At 66.1% G+C, this 17,780-nt stretch carries 20 protein-coding genes and 1 tRNA gene; 9 read left to right on the top strand and 12 right to left on the bottom strand.

Features of this window, described 5'->3' with window-relative positions; translation table 11 throughout:
* Positions 1-520 precede the first annotated feature (520 nt).
* From AC1RLU_RS08335 to AC1RLU_RS08345, 3 genes are read left to right on the top strand one after another with little or no spacing between them, the layout of a single operon-like run.
* Positions 521-2,074 (top strand): undecaprenyl-phosphate glucose phosphotransferase, encoded by a 1,554-nt coding sequence (locus tag AC1RLU_RS08335; protein ID WP_492794938.1) that lies wholly within the window; start codon positions 521-523, stop codon positions 2,072-2,074.
* Entirely contained in the window at positions 2,071-3,315 is a 1,245-nt protein-coding gene (locus AC1RLU_RS08340) for an O-antigen ligase family protein (protein WP_492794939.1), read from the top strand. The genes AC1RLU_RS08335 and AC1RLU_RS08340 overlap by 4 nt, the downstream gene beginning before the upstream one ends.
* The gene (locus tag AC1RLU_RS08345; protein WP_492794940.1) at positions 3,312-4,472 is read left to right on the top strand and encodes an acyltransferase family protein; all 1,161 of its coding nucleotides are present in this window, start codon (positions 3,312-3,314) and stop codon (positions 4,470-4,472) included. The genes AC1RLU_RS08340 and AC1RLU_RS08345 overlap by 4 nt, the downstream gene beginning before the upstream one ends.
* A 52-nt stretch (positions 4,473-4,524) precedes the next feature.
* Here the strand turns inward: AC1RLU_RS08345 and AC1RLU_RS08350 are convergent, their stop codons facing one another.
* A complete protein-coding gene (locus AC1RLU_RS08350) occupies positions 4,525-5,343 on the bottom strand; it encodes a class I SAM-dependent methyltransferase (RefSeq protein ID WP_492794942.1) in 819 nt (272 codons plus the stop codon).
* A 231-nt stretch (positions 5,344-5,574) separates the two neighbouring features.
* Positions 5,575-5,652, bottom strand: a tRNA-Pro gene (locus tag AC1RLU_RS08355).
* Between the two features lie 588 nt (positions 5,653-6,240).
* Here AC1RLU_RS08355 and AC1RLU_RS08360 point away from each other — a divergent pair.
* Entirely contained in the window at positions 6,241-6,483 is a 243-nt protein-coding gene (locus AC1RLU_RS08360; protein WP_492794943.1) for a hypothetical protein, read from the top strand.
* Positions 6,484-6,535: 52 nt separating this feature from the next.
* Here the strand turns inward: AC1RLU_RS08360 and AC1RLU_RS08365 are convergent, their stop codons facing one another.
* Together AC1RLU_RS08365 and AC1RLU_RS08370 are read right to left on the bottom strand one after the other, a co-directional pair.
* A complete protein-coding gene (locus tag AC1RLU_RS08365) occupies positions 6,536-7,159 on the bottom strand; it encodes an alpha/beta hydrolase (RefSeq protein WP_492794944.1) in 624 nt (207 codons plus the stop codon).
* Positions 7,160-7,265: 106 nt separating this feature from the next.
* A complete protein-coding gene (locus tag AC1RLU_RS08370; protein WP_492794945.1) occupies positions 7,266-8,198 on the bottom strand; it encodes a ring-cleaving dioxygenase in 933 nt (310 codons plus the stop codon).
* A 202-nt stretch (positions 8,199-8,400) separates the two neighbouring features.
* Between AC1RLU_RS08370 and AC1RLU_RS08375 the strand changes: the two genes are divergently transcribed.
* The 4 genes from AC1RLU_RS08375 to AC1RLU_RS08390 all read left to right on the top strand — a co-directional run bounded on the left by AC1RLU_RS08375 (position 8,401) and on the right by AC1RLU_RS08390 (position 11,298).
* Positions 8,401-8,826 (top strand): DoxX family protein, encoded by a 426-nt coding sequence (locus AC1RLU_RS08375; RefSeq protein WP_492794946.1) that lies wholly within the window; start codon positions 8,401-8,403, stop codon positions 8,824-8,826.
* A gap of 47 nt (positions 8,827-8,873) precedes the next feature.
* On the top strand, positions 8,874-9,812 hold the full coding sequence (locus tag AC1RLU_RS08380; RefSeq protein WP_492794947.1) for a LysR family transcriptional regulator: 939 nt from the start codon (positions 8,874-8,876) through the stop codon (positions 9,810-9,812).
* Positions 9,813-9,970: 158 nt separating this feature from the next.
* A complete protein-coding gene (locus AC1RLU_RS08385) occupies positions 9,971-11,008 on the top strand; it encodes a peptidoglycan-binding domain-containing protein (protein ID WP_492794948.1) in 1,038 nt (345 codons plus the stop codon).
* A 119-nt stretch (positions 11,009-11,127) separates the two neighbouring features.
* Complete coding sequence (locus tag AC1RLU_RS08390) at positions 11,128-11,298, top strand: hypothetical protein (protein WP_170843275.1); 171 nt, start codon at positions 11,128-11,130, stop codon at positions 11,296-11,298.
* A 10-nt stretch (positions 11,299-11,308) separates the two neighbouring features.
* Here the strand turns inward: AC1RLU_RS08390 and sugE are convergent, their stop codons facing one another.
* The 7 genes from sugE to AC1RLU_RS08425 all read right to left on the bottom strand — a co-directional run bounded on the left by sugE (position 11,309) and on the right by AC1RLU_RS08425 (position 16,076).
* Positions 11,309-11,626, bottom strand: coding sequence for a quaternary ammonium compound efflux SMR transporter SugE (sugE, locus tag AC1RLU_RS08395; protein WP_492794950.1), 318 nt, complete (start codon positions 11,624-11,626; stop codon positions 11,309-11,311).
* A 153-nt stretch (positions 11,627-11,779) separates the two neighbouring features.
* Positions 11,780-12,319, bottom strand: coding sequence for a MerR family transcriptional regulator (locus AC1RLU_RS08400; protein ID WP_082617018.1), 540 nt, complete (start codon positions 12,317-12,319; stop codon positions 11,780-11,782).
* Entirely contained in the window at positions 12,316-12,630 is a 315-nt protein-coding gene (locus tag AC1RLU_RS08405) for an integration host factor subunit alpha (protein WP_047573001.1), read from the bottom strand. The genes AC1RLU_RS08400 and AC1RLU_RS08405 overlap by 4 nt, the downstream gene beginning before the upstream one ends.
* A 190-nt stretch (positions 12,631-12,820) precedes the next feature.
* Positions 12,821-13,798 carry a beta-ketoacyl-ACP synthase III gene (locus AC1RLU_RS08410; protein ID WP_091855537.1) on the bottom strand — a complete coding sequence of 326 codons (978 nt, stop codon included), beginning with the start codon at positions 13,796-13,798 and terminating at the stop codon, positions 12,821-12,823.
* Positions 13,799-13,810: 12 nt separating this feature from the next.
* Positions 13,811-14,869, bottom strand: coding sequence for a phosphate acyltransferase PlsX (plsX, locus tag AC1RLU_RS08415; RefSeq protein ID WP_061964015.1), 1,059 nt, complete (start codon positions 14,867-14,869; stop codon positions 13,811-13,813).
* Positions 14,870-14,983: 114 nt separating this feature from the next.
* Entirely contained in the window at positions 14,984-15,541 is a 558-nt protein-coding gene (locus AC1RLU_RS08420; RefSeq protein ID WP_492794951.1) for a YceD family protein, read from the bottom strand.
* Positions 15,531-16,076, bottom strand: coding sequence for a ubiquinol-cytochrome C chaperone family protein (locus AC1RLU_RS08425; protein WP_492794952.1), 546 nt, complete (start codon positions 16,074-16,076; stop codon positions 15,531-15,533). Before AC1RLU_RS08425 ends, AC1RLU_RS08420 begins: the two co-directional genes overlap by 11 nt.
* A gap of 137 nt (positions 16,077-16,213) precedes the next feature.
* Here AC1RLU_RS08425 and AC1RLU_RS08430 point away from each other — a divergent pair, with 137 nt between their 5' ends.
* Positions 16,214-16,708 (top strand): outer membrane protein assembly factor BamE, encoded by a 495-nt coding sequence (locus tag AC1RLU_RS08430; protein WP_082617020.1) that lies wholly within the window; start codon positions 16,214-16,216, stop codon positions 16,706-16,708.
* An 85-nt stretch (positions 16,709-16,793) separates the two neighbouring features.
* Here the strand turns inward: AC1RLU_RS08430 and AC1RLU_RS08435 are convergent, their stop codons facing one another.
* Complete coding sequence (locus tag AC1RLU_RS08435) at positions 16,794-17,720, bottom strand: DMT family transporter (protein ID WP_492794953.1); 927 nt, start codon at positions 17,718-17,720, stop codon at positions 16,794-16,796.
* Positions 17,721-17,780: the final 60 nt, after the last annotated feature.

Genomic DNA, 17,780 nt, shown 5'->3' on the forward strand with positions numbered 1-17,780 from the left:
TTGCACACGGGCGAAGCCGGCGCTGAACGTCACGGGTGCGACGCAGGGACAGCCAAGCAATCGTTAGAGTTTTAAATCGACAGATCCGAAAAGAAGACTGAGCCGGAGCTTAACTCCAGCAACCGACGCCATAGGAAAAACACCTGTCGGGGCGCGGCGCTCTTCTTGAGCGTTATATGCTTCTCAGACACTCATCGACAGCCAATATGCCTACGCCGCTCTATTCTGTCAACACACGATCACTTGCAATAACAATCACTTGCGGGAAATCGCAACTTTTTCCGGCGTTTTAAACCTGTGCCAAATCACTGGCCGACCAAGACAAAATCCACTTTTTCGCCATCGCGTTTTGGCACCCTCCATAGAGCATGCGGCAAGCGCCTTCGCGGCGCTCCGGAGCCTTACGAATCCGCCGAAACAGCAAGCGGTCGGGTTAAATGTTCCGAGAGCAATTTCGGATACAGCCGAACCGGGATCGCCGCACTCCGGCGCGACGCTCCGAGTTGAGGGTGTATGGGTCATGGGGACTTTCGACGTCCGCGATATGATGAAGGCGGATGCGGCCGCCTCGGCCTCGCCGGCGATGTTCGGCGGGTCCGACAAGGGCCAGACGCGGCGCTTCCACCCGCTGGCCGAGCGCATCGCGGCCATTCCCGTCAAGCCGACGCTGTCGCCCGTGATGATCGAAGGCGCGGCCCGGCTGCTCGACCTGATCGCCGTGCTCGGGACTGGCGGGCTGATCTACTGGCTCTATGCGGCCGGCAAGGTCGAATACACGCTGCCCTATCAGGTGACGGTCGCGGCGCTGGCTCTCGGCTCGCTTGCGGTCTTCCAGGCGCTGCAACTCTACCCGATCGGAGCTTTGCGCCATTTCGTCGGCAGCGGCGTGCGCCTGGTCGCCGGCTGGACGATGCTGTTCCTGGTCGCGCTCGCGGCCTTCTTCTTCCTGAAGATCGGCGATCAGGTTTCGCGCGGCTGGCTGATCGGTTTCTATTTCGCCGGTGCGGGCGCCCTGCTCGCCGGGCGCGTGCTCACCACGGCGGGCGTGCGCTATCTCACCCGCACCGGCCGGCTGGAGCGGCGCACGGCCATCGTCGGCGGCGGCGAGGCCGGCGAAGCGCTGATCCGCGCCCTGGAAAGCCAGAAGGATACGGGCCTGCGCATCTGCGGCGTCTTCGACGACCGCAACGACGAGCGCTCGCCCGATCTCGTCGCCGGTTATCCCAAGCTCGGCACGATCGACGACCTCGTCGAATTCGCACGCCGCACCAAGCTCGACCTCGTCATCTTCACCCTGCCGATCTCGGCTGAGGCGCGGCTTCTGACCATGCTGCGCAAGCTCTGGGTGCTGCCGATCGACATCCGCCTCTCGGCTCATCTGTCGAAGCTGCGGTTGCGGCCGCGCTCCTATTCCTATTTCGGCGCCGTGCCCGTGCTCGACGTGTTCGACCGGCCGATCGCCGACTGGGACATCGTCGTCAAATGGGCGTTCGACAAGGTCGTCGGCACGCTCGCCCTGATCGCGCTCTCGCCGGTGATGCTGGTGACGGCGATCGCGATCAAGCTCGATACCACGGGGCCGGTGTTCTTCCGCCAGAAGCGGTACGGCTTCAACAACGAGACCGTCGACGTCCTGAAGTTCCGCTCGCTGCGCAACGACATGGCCGACCATAACGCTGCCAAGCAGGTCACCCGGGACGATCCGCGCGTGACGCGCGTCGGCCGCTTCATCCGCAAGACCTCGATCGACGAATTGCCGCAGCTCCTGAACGTCGTCTTCAAGGGCGACCTGTCGCTGGTCGGCCCCCGGCCGCATGCCATCCATGCCAAGGCCTCCGACCGCGCCTATGAGCAGGTGGTGGACGGCTATTTTGCGCGTCACAAGGTCAAGCCCGGCATCACCGGCTGGGCCCAGATCAACGGCTGGCGCGGCGAGACCGACACCGAGGAAAAGATCCAGCGGCGCGTCGAGCACGACCTCTACTATATCGAGAACTGGTCAGTGCTGCTCGACCTCTACATCCTGGTGAAGACGCCGTTCTCGCTCCTGACCAAGAACGAGAACGCCTATTGAGCGCGCTGGCGCGAAACCCGCCGCAGGCAGGCCGGGCCTCGCGCCTGGCGATTTCCTACGCCGCCATCAAGCGCGGCACCCTCTGGCTGCTCGGCGCCGCCAGCGGCCTCGCCCTGGTCGAGCCCTCGCCCTACGAGGTCGTCTTCCTGCTGGCGCTGTTCGTCTTCGCGCTCACCGGCATCCGGTTCTCGCAGAAGCTTCTGCCGCTCGCGGTCCTGCTGCTCGGCTACAATATCGGCGGCATTCTCTCGCTCATTCCCTGGATGGGCGACGGCGACTCGGTGCGCTTCACCGCGGTCTCGGTCTATCTGATGATCACCTGCGTCTTCATCGCCGGGATCATGTCCCAGGATGCGGCCGGCCGGCTGGAGACCCTGCGCCGCGGCTGGCTGTTCGCCGCCTGGGTCGCAGGGTTTGCGGGGCTGCTCGGCTATTTCGACATTGCCGGGCTCGGCTCGATCTTCACGCTCTATGGCCGCGCCGCCGGAACGTTCAAGGACCCCAACGTGCTGGGCCCTTATCTGGCCCTGCCGATCGTCTATGTGCTGCAGCGCATCCTGACCGGCCAGGTCGGCATGGCGCGCGGCCTGGTCACGCTGAGCATCCCGCTCGCCGCGCTGTTCTTCACCTTCTCGCGCGGCGCCTGGGGCGTGCTCGTCGTCTCGACGGCGCTCATGATCGCCCTCACCTTCCTGACCGCTCCGAGCGCCGCCAGCCGGCGCCGGATCGTCACCATGTCGCTGGCGGCGCTCGTCGCCATGGTGGCCGCGCTCCTGGTCGCACTGTCCTTCGAGGATATCCGCAACGTCTTCGACGCGCGCGCCAGCCTCGACCAGGAATATGACCAGGGCGTCACGGGGCGCTTCGGCAACCAGTTGCGCGCCATCCCGATGCTGCTGGACGCGCCGAACGGTTTCGGGCCGCTGCAGTTCCGCTGGCTCTTCAACCAGGCCGACCCGCACAACGTCTATATCAACGCCTTCGCCTCCTATGGCTGGCTCGGCGGGCTGTCATGGATCAGCCTGATGGTGGCGACCTGCTATGTCGGCTGGCGGGTGGTGTTCCGGCCCGGCCCGACCCAGCTCCACGCCATCGCGATCTGGTCGGTGCTCTTCGTCACCATCCTGCAGGGCTTCCAGATCGACAGTGACCACTGGCGGCATCTCTACCTGATGCTCGGCCTGATCTGGGGTCTGGCGGCACTCGGGCCGGGCGACGGCGGCGCGGAGGGGCGCTCATGACGGCGGCTGCGCCATTGGCCAGCGAAACGGCGCCATCCGGCCAGATCGAGAGCATCCAGGCCCTGCGCGCGATCGCGGCGCTGCTGGTCGTCCTCGGCCATGCCGCCCATGAGACGGAAGCCATCGGCGCGCGCGTGGGCCTGCCCGCCATCGACCTGTCCTTCATGCGCTGGGGCATCGGCGTCGACATCTTCTTCGTGATTTCCGGCTTCATCATGGTCCACACCTCGGCCGATCTGTTCGGCCGGCCGGGGGCATGGCGGGTGTTCCTCACCCGGCGGATCGCCAGGATCGTGCCGCTCTACTGGCTCCTGACCAGCGTCCTGCTGCTCGGCGGCCTCGCCGCTCCCCAGCTCCTGAACGTTCCGCTCGGCGACTGGCAGCACATCCTCGCCTCCTATCTCTTCATCCCGAGCCTGCGCGGCGGCGACGAGACCAGGCCCGTGATGGCGCTGGGCTGGACGCTCAACCTGGAAATGTTCTTCTACGTGCTGTTTGCCGGCGCGATGCTGCTGCCCCTGCGGCGCGGAATGGCCGCACTGACGCTCGTCATCGGCGGCCTCGCCCTGGCGGGGATGCTGCTGCAGCCGGCGCAGGTCCAGCTCGCCTTCTGGACGCAGCAGATCATCCTCGAATTCCTGTTCGGCTGCCTCCTGGCACTGCTCCACAGGCAAGGCGTGAGCCTTCCGGGGCCGGGCGCTGCGCTGCTCGTGGTCCTCGGCTTCGCCGCCATCTTCAGGATCCACGGCCTCGACGCCGGGGAAACGACCCTGCCGGCGCTGCGCTGGGGCATCCCGGCCGTGATGATCGTCGCAGGAGCGGCGCTCTATCGCGGCGCCACGCCGCGCCTGGCGCTGCTCCTCACCGGGCTCGGCAATGCCTCCTACAGCCTCTATCTGTTCCACCCCTTCGCGCTGCGCCCGCTCCGGGAGGTCTGGATCAGGCTGGTCGGCGGGTCACTGCCACTGGAGATCTACATCGCGGTCGCCATCGCGGTCGCAGCCGTCGCATCCACCCTGCTCTATCGCTGGGTCGAACGTCCGATCGGGCGCAGGCTGCGTTTCCCCTCCACCACGGGCACGGCGCGCGAACAGCGTCCGGCCATGGACAGATCACGCTGGGCAAAAGACGGCGAAGCCGGCCATACCGCAGGCTGAGGCAGGTCTTCTCAGTCCCGGTTGACGCCGTCTCGAAGCTGGCGAAGCGTGCTCAGCCCCGGCCCTTGCGGACGACGACATAGGCATAGGTCGTCACGAAGCTCCAGCCGACACGCGCCGCCAGCGCGTTGAAGACGTGATCGACCTGCTTCAGACCCGGCATCCGGTCGAAATAGCCGTGCCCCCAGAAGCGCTGGACATGGGCTTCGGCGAAGCCGGCCCGCTTCAGCATCGGCTCGAGCAAGGCCGGGTTGCCGCGGCACCAATCATAGAGCGCGGGGAATTTCGGGTCGCCGCCGCCGTCGCGACGTGCCGGGAACAGGGCGTGGACGATGGCGTGCGAGACCTTCTCCGGCAGGACATGGTTCAGCGCGAAGACCGGCGCCCAGAGCGTCGGGAAGAAGGCCAGCGCCACGCCGCCGGGAGCCAGCAGTTCATGGATATTGGCCCAGGCCCGCTCGACCCCGTCGACATGTTCGAAGACCATGCGCGACACCATCATGTCATAGCCGCCACGCGTGACATCCGGCTCGCTCAGGTCCCCGGCGATATCGAAGCGTGCGGTCTTGAGTCCGCGCGCCGTCAGCGCCAGCTCGCCGGCATCGATATCGTTGACGATGAGATCGATGCCGTTGCGGGCGGCCTGCTCCTGGGTGAACAGGGGGTCGCGGCCGCCGCCGATCTCGCAGACGCGGCGCAGGCCGAACTGATGCGCCAGTCCGAGGATGGTCGCCTCATAGTGATCCCAGGCCCATTGCGAGTGCCAATCGGGCTTGATCCCGGTGAAGAAATTCGCAAGTGAACCGGCGGCTTCCGTCATCTCCCGACGGCCCGGCTCGGCGGCCGTGATCGCAAGACTCGCCATGGACATGATCGCTTCCGCCTCTTCGTGCCCTGCCCGCCCCGATCACAACATTGGCTGCGCGACGGCGCGAGAGCAACGACAAGCCTAAGGAAGGGTTAATCACGGGAGCCGCAACGGCGGGTGCAAAGGGCGAATCCATCGCCTCGAATCAGACTCGGCTCATAGCGCCGCAAAGGCGCCTCGCGACGCCCGAAAGCATGCGAGAGATGGCTGGCCGCTGATTTTCAGGGATTTGAATGGTCGGAGCGAGAGGATTCGAACCTCCGACCCCTTGTCCCCCAGACAAGTGCGCTAACCGGGCTGCGCTACGCTCCGACGGGTCGGCTTATAGTGGCGAGGCGCGGCAGATGCAATGCGCTTCGAGACGATCATGAACAATCCCGTCGCATGACGGCAACGGCTCGTATCGCCCAGGCGATTGCCGTCAGGCCGACGGCGCCGAACCCGCCTTCTAGAGCGTCGGATCGGCGATCAACGGGCGCGGCCCTGATCCTCATTCTCGGAACCTGATCCGGACATCGCAGCGGCCTTTCGAAAGCGGACACCCCAAATGGGGGCTGCGCGAACACTTGCGTTGGAGCGATGATGAAAGTGCGGCTCCGGGTCATTCGATCATGAAACACAAGCAACAGATGTCGCTTATCGCGCGGCGTGCCCAAATCCGGCGTGCGGCCGCCGGGCGGAAAGATCTCGCTTCGGCGCCGCCGGCGGTCCGCCCGGTCCTGCGCCTGGTCTCTTCGCGCTCCGAAGCCGAGCGAAACCAGCATAACCAGCATCGCGAACTGACCTCCACCGTCGAATAGTCGCCGGCTTCCGATCACGAAGCGCGTTCAGGCAACGGTCATCTGCGATGGCCTTTGATGCCGACGCGGCACGCGGATTGCTGCTGCGTCGACGATCAGCATGGACGGTATCGCGTTGAGACAAAATGGATTCCATTGCGGGGATTGCGGCTCGCCGGGTGTCTCGGTTCCGCACGCGCTCAGCGATGCGAGCGTGGTCTCCTGCGCCAATTGCGGATTGAACCTGGGGTCCTGGGCGGAGTATCGCCAACGGATCGACATGGCCCTGATGGCCGAGCAGGCCGGGAAGGCGCGCCGCGTCATCGTGGCGGACCCGGTCGGAAACGTGCTCGCCCGGGCCTAGAGCACCGGACTGAATGCCGTAATCAGTCCGATGCTCCCGATGCCGCCCTTGATCAGTTGCGCGCCAGCCAGTCGCCGAGAAGGCCGATATCGGCCTGCCCGAGACCATGCCCCGCGGGCAATGCGCGATGCTCGACGGCGGCGCCGCTCTCACCGAGCTGGCGCGCCAGCGCTTCGGCATTGGCTTTCGGCACGATCGGATCGAGCGCGCCCGACAGGATCAATACCGGCTTGCCCGTGAGATCGGCACGCGGCGGCTCGGCGAAGGGAACCATCGCGCGCAGAAGCGCGGCACCGGCCAGGATCTCGGGCCGCTGCAGCAACAGCGCCGCCGCAATATTCGCACCGTTGGAGAAGCCGAGCGCGATCGGCGCCGGCAGGCCGTAGCGCTCCCGCGCCTGCGACACGAACGCCGCGAGCTCATCGGTCCGCCGCCTGAGGTCCGCTTCGTCGAAGACGCCTTCGGCCAGGCGGCGGAAGAAGCGCGGCGCCGTTCCTTCGAGAACCTTGCCGCGCGGCGAGAGCAGGCTTGCTCCCGGCGCGACGGTGCGACCGAGCGAGAGCAGGTCGCGCTCGTCGCCGCCGGTGCCGTGCAGGAGCAGGAGCGGCCTGCGGGCCGGATCGCTGCCCGGCTCGAAGACATGGATGAAATCGGCATCGACGGTCGTGGCGGTCATGGTCGTCTCCCTTCGTCAAGCGGAAGCACCCTGCCCCTTGCGATAAGCAGGCAGGGCGTCGTGGTATCGCTCCGCCGCCCGCCTGAACGGCGGGCGGCGGGTCTCGTCAGCCGAGGTCGGGCAGGACCGCCTCGATCTCCTTGCGATGCGCCTCGTACTGAGGCGGCAGCTTCAGCGAACGGCCGAGCTCGGCCGCGGGCTCGTCGATCGCGAAGCCGGGGATATCGGTCGCGATCTCGAACAGGACATGGCCCGGCTCCCGGAAATAGACCGAGCGGAAATAATTCCGGTCGCGCTGTTCCGTGGGGCTGATGCCGTGGTTCTGAACGAGACGGCGCACCATCTCCCCCTGCGCGGCGTCATCGGCCGCCCGGAAGGCGATATGGTGGACCGAGCCCGCGCCCTGCCGGGCCGGCAGGAAGCCGCCGGCGACGCGCAGGTCGATCACCCCGCCGACCGCCGTGCCCTTCGCGGCATAACGGATCAACGTGTCCTCACGGCCGATCTCGGTGAAACCGAAAACGTCGCTGAGGATAGCCCCCGTCGGCGCGGCATCGGCCAGCAGCAGGCTGACGCTGTGGAAGCCGCGCAGCCCATGCTCGGCGGGAATGCCGCCGTCAGCCCAGGCCGGCTCCTTCTCGACACCGGGCAGGCCAACAAGGGCGAGCCTCATGCCGTCCGGATCGCGGAAGCTCAGCACGGTCTCGCCGAAGCGCTTGACCGGCACCTCATGCGGCACGCCCTGCTCGACGAAGCGATGCGCCCAGAAGCCGATCGAACCTTCCGGAACCCGGAAGACCGTCTCCTGCGTCTCGCCGACGCCGAGGCGGCCCGGAGCGGCATGCTCCCACGGGAAGAAGGTCAGGATCGAGCCGGGCGCGGCATCCACATCGCCGAAATAGAGGTGATAGGTGCCGGGATCGTCGAAATTGACGGTCTTCTTGACGAGGCGCAGGCCGAGCACCCGAGCATAGAAGTCGAGATTGCGGCGCGCTGGGCCAGAGATGGCAGTGACGTGATGAAGGCCGTTGATCTGCATGGCAAGCTCCTCCGTGTTCTCGATCGCGATGGGCAGATATCCGCCCCGTTGGCTGGAAGATCGGCATGGAGGCGGCCAAGCGCCAGAGGCAATTCATTGCATTGGTGCAATGTGACTATCGCCATTCTACAATTTGATTTGCACATAAGTCCGATCGATCTTCTGCCTCGAGACCAACCGGTCCTGTTTCAGGAGACGTCCCATGATCGACAATCGCCTCGCTCCTTATGGCGCCCTTGGCCTGCGCGTCGCGCTCGGCCTGATGTTCATCGCCCACGCCTATCTCAAGCTCGTCATCTTCACGCCCGCCGGCTTCACCGGTTTTCTTGGGCAGGTCGGGCTGCCCGGCTTCCTCGCCTGGCCGATCATGCTGGCCGAGCTCATCGGCGGCATCGCCATCCTCATCGGATTCCATGGCCGTCTCGTCTCGGCCGCGCTGCTGCCGGTCCTGCTGGGCGCTCTCGCCATCCACGCCCCGAACGGCTGGGTCTTCAATGCGCCGAACGGCGGCTGGGAATATCCGGCCTTCCTTGCACTCACCGCCTTCGCGCATGTGCTGATCGGCGATGGCGCGCTTGCCGTCACCGGCACGCGCTCGGCCATCAGCGCCAAGCCGGCCTTGGCGTGACGCGAGCCCGCCTTGAAGGGGAGCGTCCCTTGGCCGAGAGTGAGCGGATGAATCAAGCCGCGAAGCCTCTGGCCTGGGACGATTTCCGCCTGATCAAGGCGATCTCCGACAAACGGGCGCTGCCGGCCGCCGCGGCAGCGCTCGGCGTCAACCACTCGACGGTGTTCCGTCGCCTCGGCCAGATCGAGGAGGCGCTCGGCACCAAGCTGTTCGAGCGTCACCGCAGCGGCTATGTCGCGACGCCAGCCGGCGAGGAAATGATCCAGCTCGCCGGCCGCGTCGACGACGACATCACCGCTTTCTCGCGCAAGCTTGCGGGGCAGGAGATCAAGCCGGCCGGCGAGTTGCGCGTCGCCACCAACGACTCCCTGCTGGTCGACCTGCTGACGCCGCTCTTCGCCCGTTTCCTTGCGCAATGCCCGGACATCCGGCTCGATATCCTGATCGGCAACCAGGCCGCCAATCTCTCCAAGCGCGACGCCGATGTCGCGATCCGCGCCACCGACAATCCGCCGGAGACGCTGGTCGGCCGCAAGCCCGCCCGGATCGCCTGGGCGCTCTATGGCCGTGCCGCCGATTTTCCCGATGCGGAGCTGCCCTCTCGCGAAAGCCTGTGGGAACGCGGCTGGGTTTCGCTCGGCGACCAGTTCACCATGCTGAGCGCGGTGCGCTATCTCGCCCGCCACGTCACGCCGGAGCGTGTCGTCTACAAGCTCAATACCGTGCTCGGCCTTGCCGAGGCGGTCGAGGCCGGGATCGGCATCGGCTTCCTGCCCTGCTTCATCGGCGACACGCGCCCCGGCCTCAGGCGGTTCGGCGAGCCCGATCCCGATCTCGCAGCCGACCTCTGGCTGCTGACCCATCGGGACATGCGGCATACGCCCCGCGTCCGGCTCTTCCTCGATTTCCTGGCGGTCGAGCTCGGGCGGTTGAAGCCGCTGGTCGAGGGGGAGCGCCCGATCGGCCGGACCGCGGCGCCGGCCTGAGCAACGCCCAGCCGCTCCTTCATGTGAAGGACGCCCGGCCGAAATCGTACTGCTAGCTGTTTCGAGAACGGAGCAGCGGCTCTCAAGCCGCCCCGGCGATCGCGCGAAAGGCGGCCTGTCCGCGATCCACCTTGCCGGCCGCGACGGAGGCTGACGCCATGCCGGAGCCTGGCAAAAAATGGGTCGAAAAGGGATCTCGCTGCAACAACACAGCTGGCATCCAGAACGCGATCAACGTCTACAATGGCGGTCGCAACAATCTCAAGGTGGACGGCATTTTCGGCGACAACACCGAAAGTGCGATCAAGACTTTCCAACGCGCCTGCGGTCTCAAGGACGACGGCAAGGTCGGAGACGATACCGGCTCCAGATTGTTCGATGAGCACTCATTGGTCCAGACGCTGACTGTGACGATTCCGGCCAATACCTTCCAGTTCACCGGCAAGACATTGCCGCCCCGGGCGCTTCTCGATACTGCCGGGACATTGCTCACGCGACAAAAGGCCGTGGAGGCCTGGACGAGTGCTCCTCGGGTAGAGAAGGCCGGCATCGACATCCCCAAGCTCGAACTGCGTCATATCGGCCTGCAGGCGGCGAGCATGCTCGCCCACGGCGCAAAACAGATTCCGCCGCTCGGCTTTCTTCAGAAACTGCCGAAACTCGACGCCAAGCTGCCCCATACCCTGCAATTCGTCGGGGAAACCACGGATTTCAAGACTTTCAAGATCAGCTATACCGTCGACAAGGTTCTTCAGCCACGCACCCCGAGCTTCATCAAGCCGTATTTCAAGAACGAGTTCAAACCGGGGTTCGACCTCGAAAATCCCGGCCTGAAGGTCGAATTCAGGTCCGAAGTCGGCCTTTCCAGTCCCAAGATCATCATCGGGAAATACCTGGAAGCCGGAGCCAACCTCAACCTGTGGACGAGCGCGAAGGGGGCGATCGGCTTGGGCGGGGCCGTGGGGGAGCTGTCAGGCGGAGCCAAGGCCGAAGCGCGGGCCATCGGCCACATATTCCAGTCGGAGTTCCGGCTTGGACCGATCAGACGCATGCAGCTCGATGCCATCGCCGGTTTCAACATGGGATTGTCGGCGCATCTGTTCTTCAATTCGGCCGGAGCGATGTTCAACGTCATCCCGCCCCGCCTGGAATTCGGGCCACTCGCGCAAGGCCAGTTAACTGTCGGCTTCGAATAAAGGGCGAATGGCTCGGAATGGCTGTCCAAGAAGCGCCGATGCCCTAAGCTTTTGATTTTGCATCGGCATGTTCCGAAAACCGCGTTCCACTTTTCGGGCCGATGCTCTAAGCTGCCGTCATGGAGATCGTCATCCCCCTGATCATCGGCCTCAGCCTGATCTGGCTGATCGGCCGCGGCGTGCCCTGGAACGCGAAGCTCATGACCATCCTGGTCACGCTCGCGATCATCGTCCTGATCGTCCTGATCGAGCGCGGCGGCTACTGGCCGGAATCCTGGCGCCGGAGCTGAGCCCCGGCGCTTACGCCGAGACCAGCTTGAGCCCGACGATCCCGGCAACGATCAGGCCGATGCAGGCGAGCCGCAGGGCGCCCGCCGGTTCGCCCAGCAGGGCGATGCCGAGGATCGCCGTGCCAATCGTGCCGATGCCTGTCCAGACCGCGTAAGCCGTGCCAACCGGCAGCGATTTCAGGGCGAGGCCGAGCAGGCCCAAGCTGACAACCATGCTGGCACCGGTGAACAAGGTCGGGACGAGCCGGGTGAAACCTTGCGTGTATTTCAGACCGATGGCCCAGCCGACCTCGAACAGGCCCGCGACGAACAGATAAAGCCAGGCCATGCCGGCGCTCCCCAGTGATGAGGCGCGACGATCCGCGCCGATACGGGACGTGCAGGTCGTCCTCGGCCTTGAAGCTATGGTCAAGAGCGGAGCGATCAACCCGCGTCGCGCCTGCATCGGCGCAAACGCCCCGAGCACGACCGCAAGTCTGGATCAGGCCGTGTCCGGCGCCGGCTGCAGGGCCTGCTCGAGGATGCGTCGGCACTCGCCGAGCTCCTTCAGCACCGCCGTGAGGACCGAGATGTCGTCAAGCCCTTCGGGAACGGGCTGCCGGTAAGGCGCCAGCCGTTCGGGCCCCGCCTCGGCAGCGGCGCCAGGCATGGCGCCCGGACCGCCCGGCGTGACCGCCGGCGCTGCGCTGCTCATCGCCCCGATCGGTGCACCCCGGCCGATCGCCTGGACATGGCGCGGCCCCTGCTCCTTCAGGATGCGCTGCAGGCCCTTGATCGTGTAGCCTTCGCCATAGAGCAGGCGCCGGATGCCCTTGAGCAGGGCGACGTCGTCAGGCCGGTAATAACGGCGTCCGCCGCCGCGCTTCAGCGGCTTGATCTGGCTGAAGCGGGTCTCCCAGAAACGCAGGACGTGCTGGGGTATGTCGAGGTCTTCGGCGACCTCGCTGATGGTCCGGAAGGCATCTGGGCTCTTGGTGTCCAATTCGGCCTCGGTATCGCCGGCGTGGAACTCCAGGCTCACTCAGTCTCACCCTCACCCGTCTGTCCGTTGATGCGGGCTTTCATCACGTTCGACGGCTTGAACACCATCACGCGACGCGGCTCGATCGGGACCTCAACGCCAGTTTTGGGATTACGCCCGATTCGTTCGCCTTTGTCTCGCACGACGAACGATCCGAACGAGGACAACTTCACATTCTCGCCGCGCGCGACCGCGTCGCAGATCTCATCGAGCACCGCCTCGACAAGCTTCGACGACTCCGTCCGCGACAAGCCGATCTTCTGGTAGACAGCCTCGCACAGGTCCGCACGAGTGACCGTTTGCCCCGCCATTCATATCCTCCAAGGCGTATTGCGGGCGGCGGCCTGAAACCGCCAACCCTTCGCCATTATGGACGGCGGACGCTAGGCGCCCCCGCCGCGCGGGTCAATCCTCAAGCGCGGCGATTGTGCCGGCTTAGGCCAGAACCGACCCGAAATGACGATGATTCATGACAATTTTCGTGAATTATCTACCGCTGGGTCACCAGCGGATCAGGGCCGAGCCCCAGGTGAAGCCGCCGCCCATCGCCTCGATCAGGACGAGCTGTCCGCGCTTGATGCGGCCATCGGCATGGGCCTCGGCCAAGGCAAGCGGGATCGAGGCCGCAGAGGTGTTGCCATGACGGTCGACGGTGACGACGACATGGTCGTGGCTGATGCCGAGCTTGTCGGCCGTGGCGTCGATGATGCGCCGGTTAGCCTGGTGCGGCACGAACCAGTCGATATCGGCGCCGGACAAGCCCGTCTGCTCGAAGGTGTGGCGTACCGTCTCGGCCAGGTTGGTGACGGCATGGCGGAAGACTTCCTTGCCTTCCATGCGCAGGAAGCCGACCGTCTTGGTCGAGCCCGCGCCGCCGTCGACATAGAGCTTGTCCTTGTGGCGGCCGTCCGAGCGGATATGGGTGGTGAGGATGCCGCGATCGGCAAGCGTCCCCTCGCCCGGCGCGGCTTTCAGCACGACGGCGCCAGCGCCGTCGCCGAACAGCACGCAGGTGGCGCGGTCCTCCCAGTCGAGGATGCGCGAGAAGGTCTCGGCGCCGATCACCAGGGCGGCGCGGGCACCGCCCGTGGTCAGGAACTTGTCGGCGGTCGCCAGCGCAAAGACGAAGCCCGAGCAGACCGCCTGCAGGTCGAAGGCCGCGCCGCCGGTAATGCCGAGCGCCGCCTGGATCTGCGTCGCCGTGGCGGGAAAGGTGTGATCCGGCGTCGCGGTCGCGACGATGATCAGGTCGATCTCGGACGGGTCGATGCCGGCGTCGGCGATCGCCGCCTGCGCCGCCTTGAGGCCGACCACCGAGGTCGGTTCGTCATCGGCCGCGACATGGCGCTGGCGGATGCCGGTGCGCTGGACGATCCACTCGTCGCTGGTGTCGACGCGGGCGGCCAGCTCGGCATTCGTGACGATGCGCGCGGGCAGGTAGGAGCCGCAGCCGACGACTTGAGAGCGCAGGATGGACAAGAAGGTTGTTCCCTATTCCGCCTCGGCGGGCTGCGCGGCCATCAGCTCCGGACGCGTGCTCGCGGCGACCATTTCGCGGACCTTCGCCATCAGGTCCTCGCGTGCCATTTCATAGCCCAATTCGGCGGCGCTGGCGAAGCCGATCGCATCCGTACCGCCATGGCTCTTGATGACGATGCCTTCCAGCCCGAGAAAGACGCCGCCGTTCGACTTGCGCGGGTCGAGCTTGTCCTTCAGCGCCGCGAAGGCGCCACGGGCGAAGACATAGCCGATCTTCGCCATCAGCGAGCGGCTCATCGCGGCGCGCAGGTAATCGGCGATCTGACGGGCGGTGCCTTCGGCTGTCTTCAGGGCGATGTTACCGGTGAAGCCCTCGGTGACCACGACATCGACCGTGCCCTTGCCGAGATCATCGCCCTCGACGAAGCCGTGATAGGCGAGATGCGGCAGGTTGCTTTCGCGCAGGATGCGGCCGGCTTCCTTGACCGCCTCGACGCCCTTGATCTCCTCGACGCCGACATTGAGCAGGCCGACGGTCGGCCGGTCGAGATCGAGCACGACGCGGGCCATGGCCGCGCCCATCACAGCGAGGTCGACGAGATGGCGCGCATCCGCGCCGATGGTGGCGCCGACATCGAGCACAATGCTCTCGCCGCGGGCCGTCGGCCACAGGCAGGCGATCGCCGGCCGGTCGACCTGCGCCATCGACTTCAGGCAGAATTTCGACATCGCCATCAGCGCGCCGGTATTGCCGGCCGAAACCGTGACATCCGCCTCGCCCGTCTTGGTCGCGTCGATCGCGCGCCACATCGAGGATTTGTAGCGGCCATAGCGCAACGCCTGGCTCGGCTTGTCGTCCATCTTCACCGAGACCTCGGTGTGGTGGAATGTCGTGACCGCCTTGAGTTTCGGGTGCTGGTCGATCAGCGGCAGCACCTGCTTCTCGTCGCCGAAGATGACGAATCGGGCATCCGGACGGCGCTCGAGCATCAACGCGGCGCCGGGTATGACGATGGTCGGGCCGTGGTCCCCGCCCATCGCATCGAGCGCGATTGTAACCGGTCTTGTCATGGAATTCTGGCGTGTCCCGGAGATGGCCGACCTTCAATCCGGGGCGGCTCAGTGCCGGCCGGACAATAGCGGTTTGGGCCAGCGCCGCAAGCCGCGCAAGGGCCGCGAAGCGCTTCAGTCACCGCGTTTCAACTTTGCCAGCGCCGCGAAAGGCGATTCCACGGCGGCGTCGCCCGCGGACGAGTCGAAGCTGGCACCGGGCTTGCGCGGATAGGGATCGAGCGCCAGCGCGAGGAACTCCAGCGTGACCCCGCCGAGATCGATCACGCCGTCGATGATCGGCTCGGGCGGATCGTCCTCGTTCAGCAGCACTTCGATATCGATCTCGGTATCGTCCCGCTCGTTGCGCCGGGCGAAGGCCGCGCTCTCCTCCTCCGATGTGAAATCGAGCTTGACGGGTATGTCGAGCTGAACCGGGAACGGCTCGAGCGTCACGACGCAGGCCTGATGGAGCCGGGCCGCAATGCGCCCTTCGAGCTTAACGCGCTCGCCATTGCGCGACAGGACATGGCGCGCCTCCAGCAATTCGATGGACACGAGGCCGAGCTGCGCCGCGATGGCCGGCAGCTGCGCGGCCTCAGCCCGCACCACGACCTCGGTGCCGCGGGTGCGGATCGCCTCGATCCGGATCGGATGGCTGAGCGGCAAGGCTGGGGCACGATCAGGCGTCATGAGCGACCTCCCGGGCCGAGAAGGCGGGAAAGAGATTGTCCCGGTTCATGATGCCGTCCAGATCGGCGGTGGCGAGCGCCTCCTGCGCGGCACGGGCATAGGCGGCCAGCGCAGGCGCCGCTTCCCGTGCGCAGGCGTTGCGCCCCAGCGCTTCGGCCAGTGTCTCCAGGCCGGGAGCGGCCAGCGCGGCCTCATAGGCCTGCACCCGGCCGTAGAACATCTGGCCGATCTTCTTCATTCGCTTGGGCACGGCGACATCGCTGATGCCGCCATTGCGGAAACCGAGCTCGAGATAAGCGAAGCAGGCATCGATGAATTCCTGCGCCAGATCGGCGGCCGGAGGCGGCAATTCGCGCAGCCGGCGCAGCACCAGCAGGACATGCAGGGTCAGCGATTCGAAACGGCCTTCGAAGCTGTCGGGAATACCGCCATCGATATAAAGCGCAGGCAGGCGCGAAGCCTCGGCGACCCGCCCGAACAGCGTGTCCACAGGAGAGCGCCGATTGGCACGCTTGCCGAACAACCCGAAAATCACCTGTTTACTCCCGCCCGCTGCTGCCGGGGCGCACTCGCCTTGCCAAAGCCATTCTCGGGCGTTACGCCAACCCTTACCCTTTTGACAAGCGGCTTGGGATCGTCCCGGGCCGTGCTCGCCTTTCGGATCGTGCCCGCATGACCCAGATCACCCGCCGCACGGCTCTGCTCGGAGCCCTCGCGACCACCTCCCTCATGCTTGCAGGCTGCGGCCCCGATGCAGGCGGCTTCGTGCTGCCGACCTCGGCGGGCATCAACGAGGTGTTCAACCGCGGCTTCGTGATGGACGATGCGCTGATCGCGCAGGTCAAGCCGGGCATGGACGTGCAGGCCGTGCTGACGACGCTCGGCACCCCGTCGACGACCTCGACGATCGGCAACCGGACCTTCTATTATATCAGCCAGACGATGCGCCGCCGGTTCCAGTTCCAGGACCCGCAGACCATCGACCAGCAGGTGCTGGTGATCTATTTCAACAAGAGCTTCAAGGTCGAGCGCATCGCGCATTACGGCCTGCAGGACGGCATCATCTTCGACTTCATCAGCCGCACCACACCGACCGGCGGCGAGGAGCAGAGCTTCCTGCGCAACCTGTTCAAGGGCGTCACCAAGTTCAACCCGCTCGGCTCGTAAGCGGGGCGCCTTCAGGTCACCGGACATCAAAAGCCCGCGGTGCGAACCGCGGGCTTTTTTGCGCCTTCGCGGCACTGAGGGTTGATCAGGCTGCCGGCGAGCGACTGCGCAGCGGCAACGTCATCGCCAGCACGCCGGCGATGACGAGGACGAGCCCGGCCCAGGCGGTCGGCACCAGCGCCTCGCCGAGGAAGACCATGCCGATCAGCACGCCGGTGGGCACCCGCAGATAGGCGACCGATGTCGTCGCGACCGAGCCCAGCCGCGCGATCAGCCGGAAATAGATCACGAAGGCCAGAGCGGTCGAGACCAGCGACAGCGCGACCAGCGCCTGGATCGATTGCACCGAGGGCGCCAGCGTCCAGGGTCGGTCCAGCACCAGACTGAGCGGCAGCAGGACGAACGCGCCGCAGAGGAGCGAGCCCGCAGCCGGCATGATCGGATCGAGCCCCTTGAAACTGCGCCCGAACAAGGCCGCCCCGCCATAGCAGATGCTGGCGGCGACCAGGGCGATCTGGGCCCAGAGCTGCTCGCCGAAACCCGACATCGCCTGCCTGCCGACGATCAGGACGGTGCCGGCGAGACCGGCGGCGATTCCGGCCAGGCGCAGGCGCGGCAGGCGTTCCGCCGAAGCCGACAGGCAGGAGAGCAGGACGACGAAGATCGGGCTGGTCGAGCTCAAGATCGTCGCCAGCCCGGCATCGACGCTGCGCTCGGCCCAGGCGATCAGAGTGAAGGGGACGACGCTGTTGAGGCAGGCTTGGACGATGAATAGTCGCCACGTCGCGAGGTCGCGCGGCAAGCGCAGGCCGCGCCAGCGGATGACCATGAGCAGAACGAGGCCAGCGATGAGGGTCCGGGCCGCGATCAGGGTCAGCGGCGGGATCGTCTCCACGCCGAGCTTGATGAAGGTGTAGGAGCCGCCCCAGAGCACGGCCAGCACCAGCAGGAGTGCGAACTCCACAGCGCGGTTGGGGGCAGCGGCGGGGCGGTCGAGCGTTTGCGTGGACATGGGTCCTCCTGGGGTTGGCGGGACCATGCCAGCGGGGCGATGCCGGCGCATGCGGGAACG

The organism is Allobosea sp. GW822-FHT05A11 (assembly GCF_058800455.1).

What these genes read in the sequence shown, in the direction of transcription:
- AC1RLU_RS08335 (WP_492794938.1), top strand. Translation starts at nt 521, where the DNA reads ATGGGGACTTTCGACGTCCGCGATATGATGAAGGCGGATGCGGCCGCC.
- AC1RLU_RS08345 (WP_492794940.1), top strand. Translation starts at nt 3,312, where the DNA reads ATGACGGCGGCTGCGCCATTGGCCAGCGAAACGGCGCCATCCGGCCAG.
- AC1RLU_RS08350 (WP_492794942.1), bottom strand. Translation starts at nt 5,343, where the DNA reads ATGTCCATGGCGAGTCTTGCGATCACGGCCGCCGAGCCGGGCCGTCGG.
- AC1RLU_RS08360 (WP_492794943.1), top strand. Translation starts at nt 6,241, where the DNA reads ATGGACGGTATCGCGTTGAGACAAAATGGATTCCATTGCGGGGATTGC.
- AC1RLU_RS08365 (WP_492794944.1), bottom strand. Translation starts at nt 7,159, where the DNA reads ATGACCGCCACGACCGTCGATGCCGATTTCATCCATGTCTTCGAGCCG.
- AC1RLU_RS08370 (WP_492794945.1), bottom strand. Translation starts at nt 8,198, where the DNA reads ATGCAGATCAACGGCCTTCATCACGTCACTGCCATCTCTGGCCCAGCG.
- AC1RLU_RS08375 (WP_492794946.1), top strand. Translation starts at nt 8,401, where the DNA reads ATGATCGACAATCGCCTCGCTCCTTATGGCGCCCTTGGCCTGCGCGTC.
- AC1RLU_RS08380 (WP_492794947.1), top strand. Translation starts at nt 8,874, where the DNA reads ATGAATCAAGCCGCGAAGCCTCTGGCCTGGGACGATTTCCGCCTGATC.
- AC1RLU_RS08385 (WP_492794948.1), top strand. Translation starts at nt 9,971, where the DNA reads ATGCCGGAGCCTGGCAAAAAATGGGTCGAAAAGGGATCTCGCTGCAAC.
- AC1RLU_RS08390 (WP_170843275.1), top strand. Translation starts at nt 11,128, where the DNA reads ATGGAGATCGTCATCCCCCTGATCATCGGCCTCAGCCTGATCTGGCTG.
- sugE (WP_492794950.1), bottom strand. Translation starts at nt 11,626, where the DNA reads ATGGCCTGGCTTTATCTGTTCGTCGCGGGCCTGTTCGAGGTCGGCTGG.
- AC1RLU_RS08405 (WP_047573001.1), bottom strand. Translation starts at nt 12,630, where the DNA reads ATGGCGGGGCAAACGGTCACTCGTGCGGACCTGTGCGAGGCTGTCTAC.
- plsX (WP_061964015.1), bottom strand. Translation starts at nt 14,869, where the DNA reads ATGACAAGACCGGTTACAATCGCGCTCGATGCGATGGGCGGGGACCAC.
- AC1RLU_RS08420 (WP_492794951.1), bottom strand. Translation starts at nt 15,541, where the DNA reads ATGACGCCTGATCGTGCCCCAGCCTTGCCGCTCAGCCATCCGATCCGG.
- AC1RLU_RS08430 (WP_082617020.1), top strand. Translation starts at nt 16,214, where the DNA reads ATGACCCAGATCACCCGCCGCACGGCTCTGCTCGGAGCCCTCGCGACC.
- AC1RLU_RS08435 (WP_492794953.1), bottom strand. Translation starts at nt 17,720, where the DNA reads ATGTCCACGCAAACGCTCGACCGCCCCGCCGCTGCCCCCAACCGCGCT.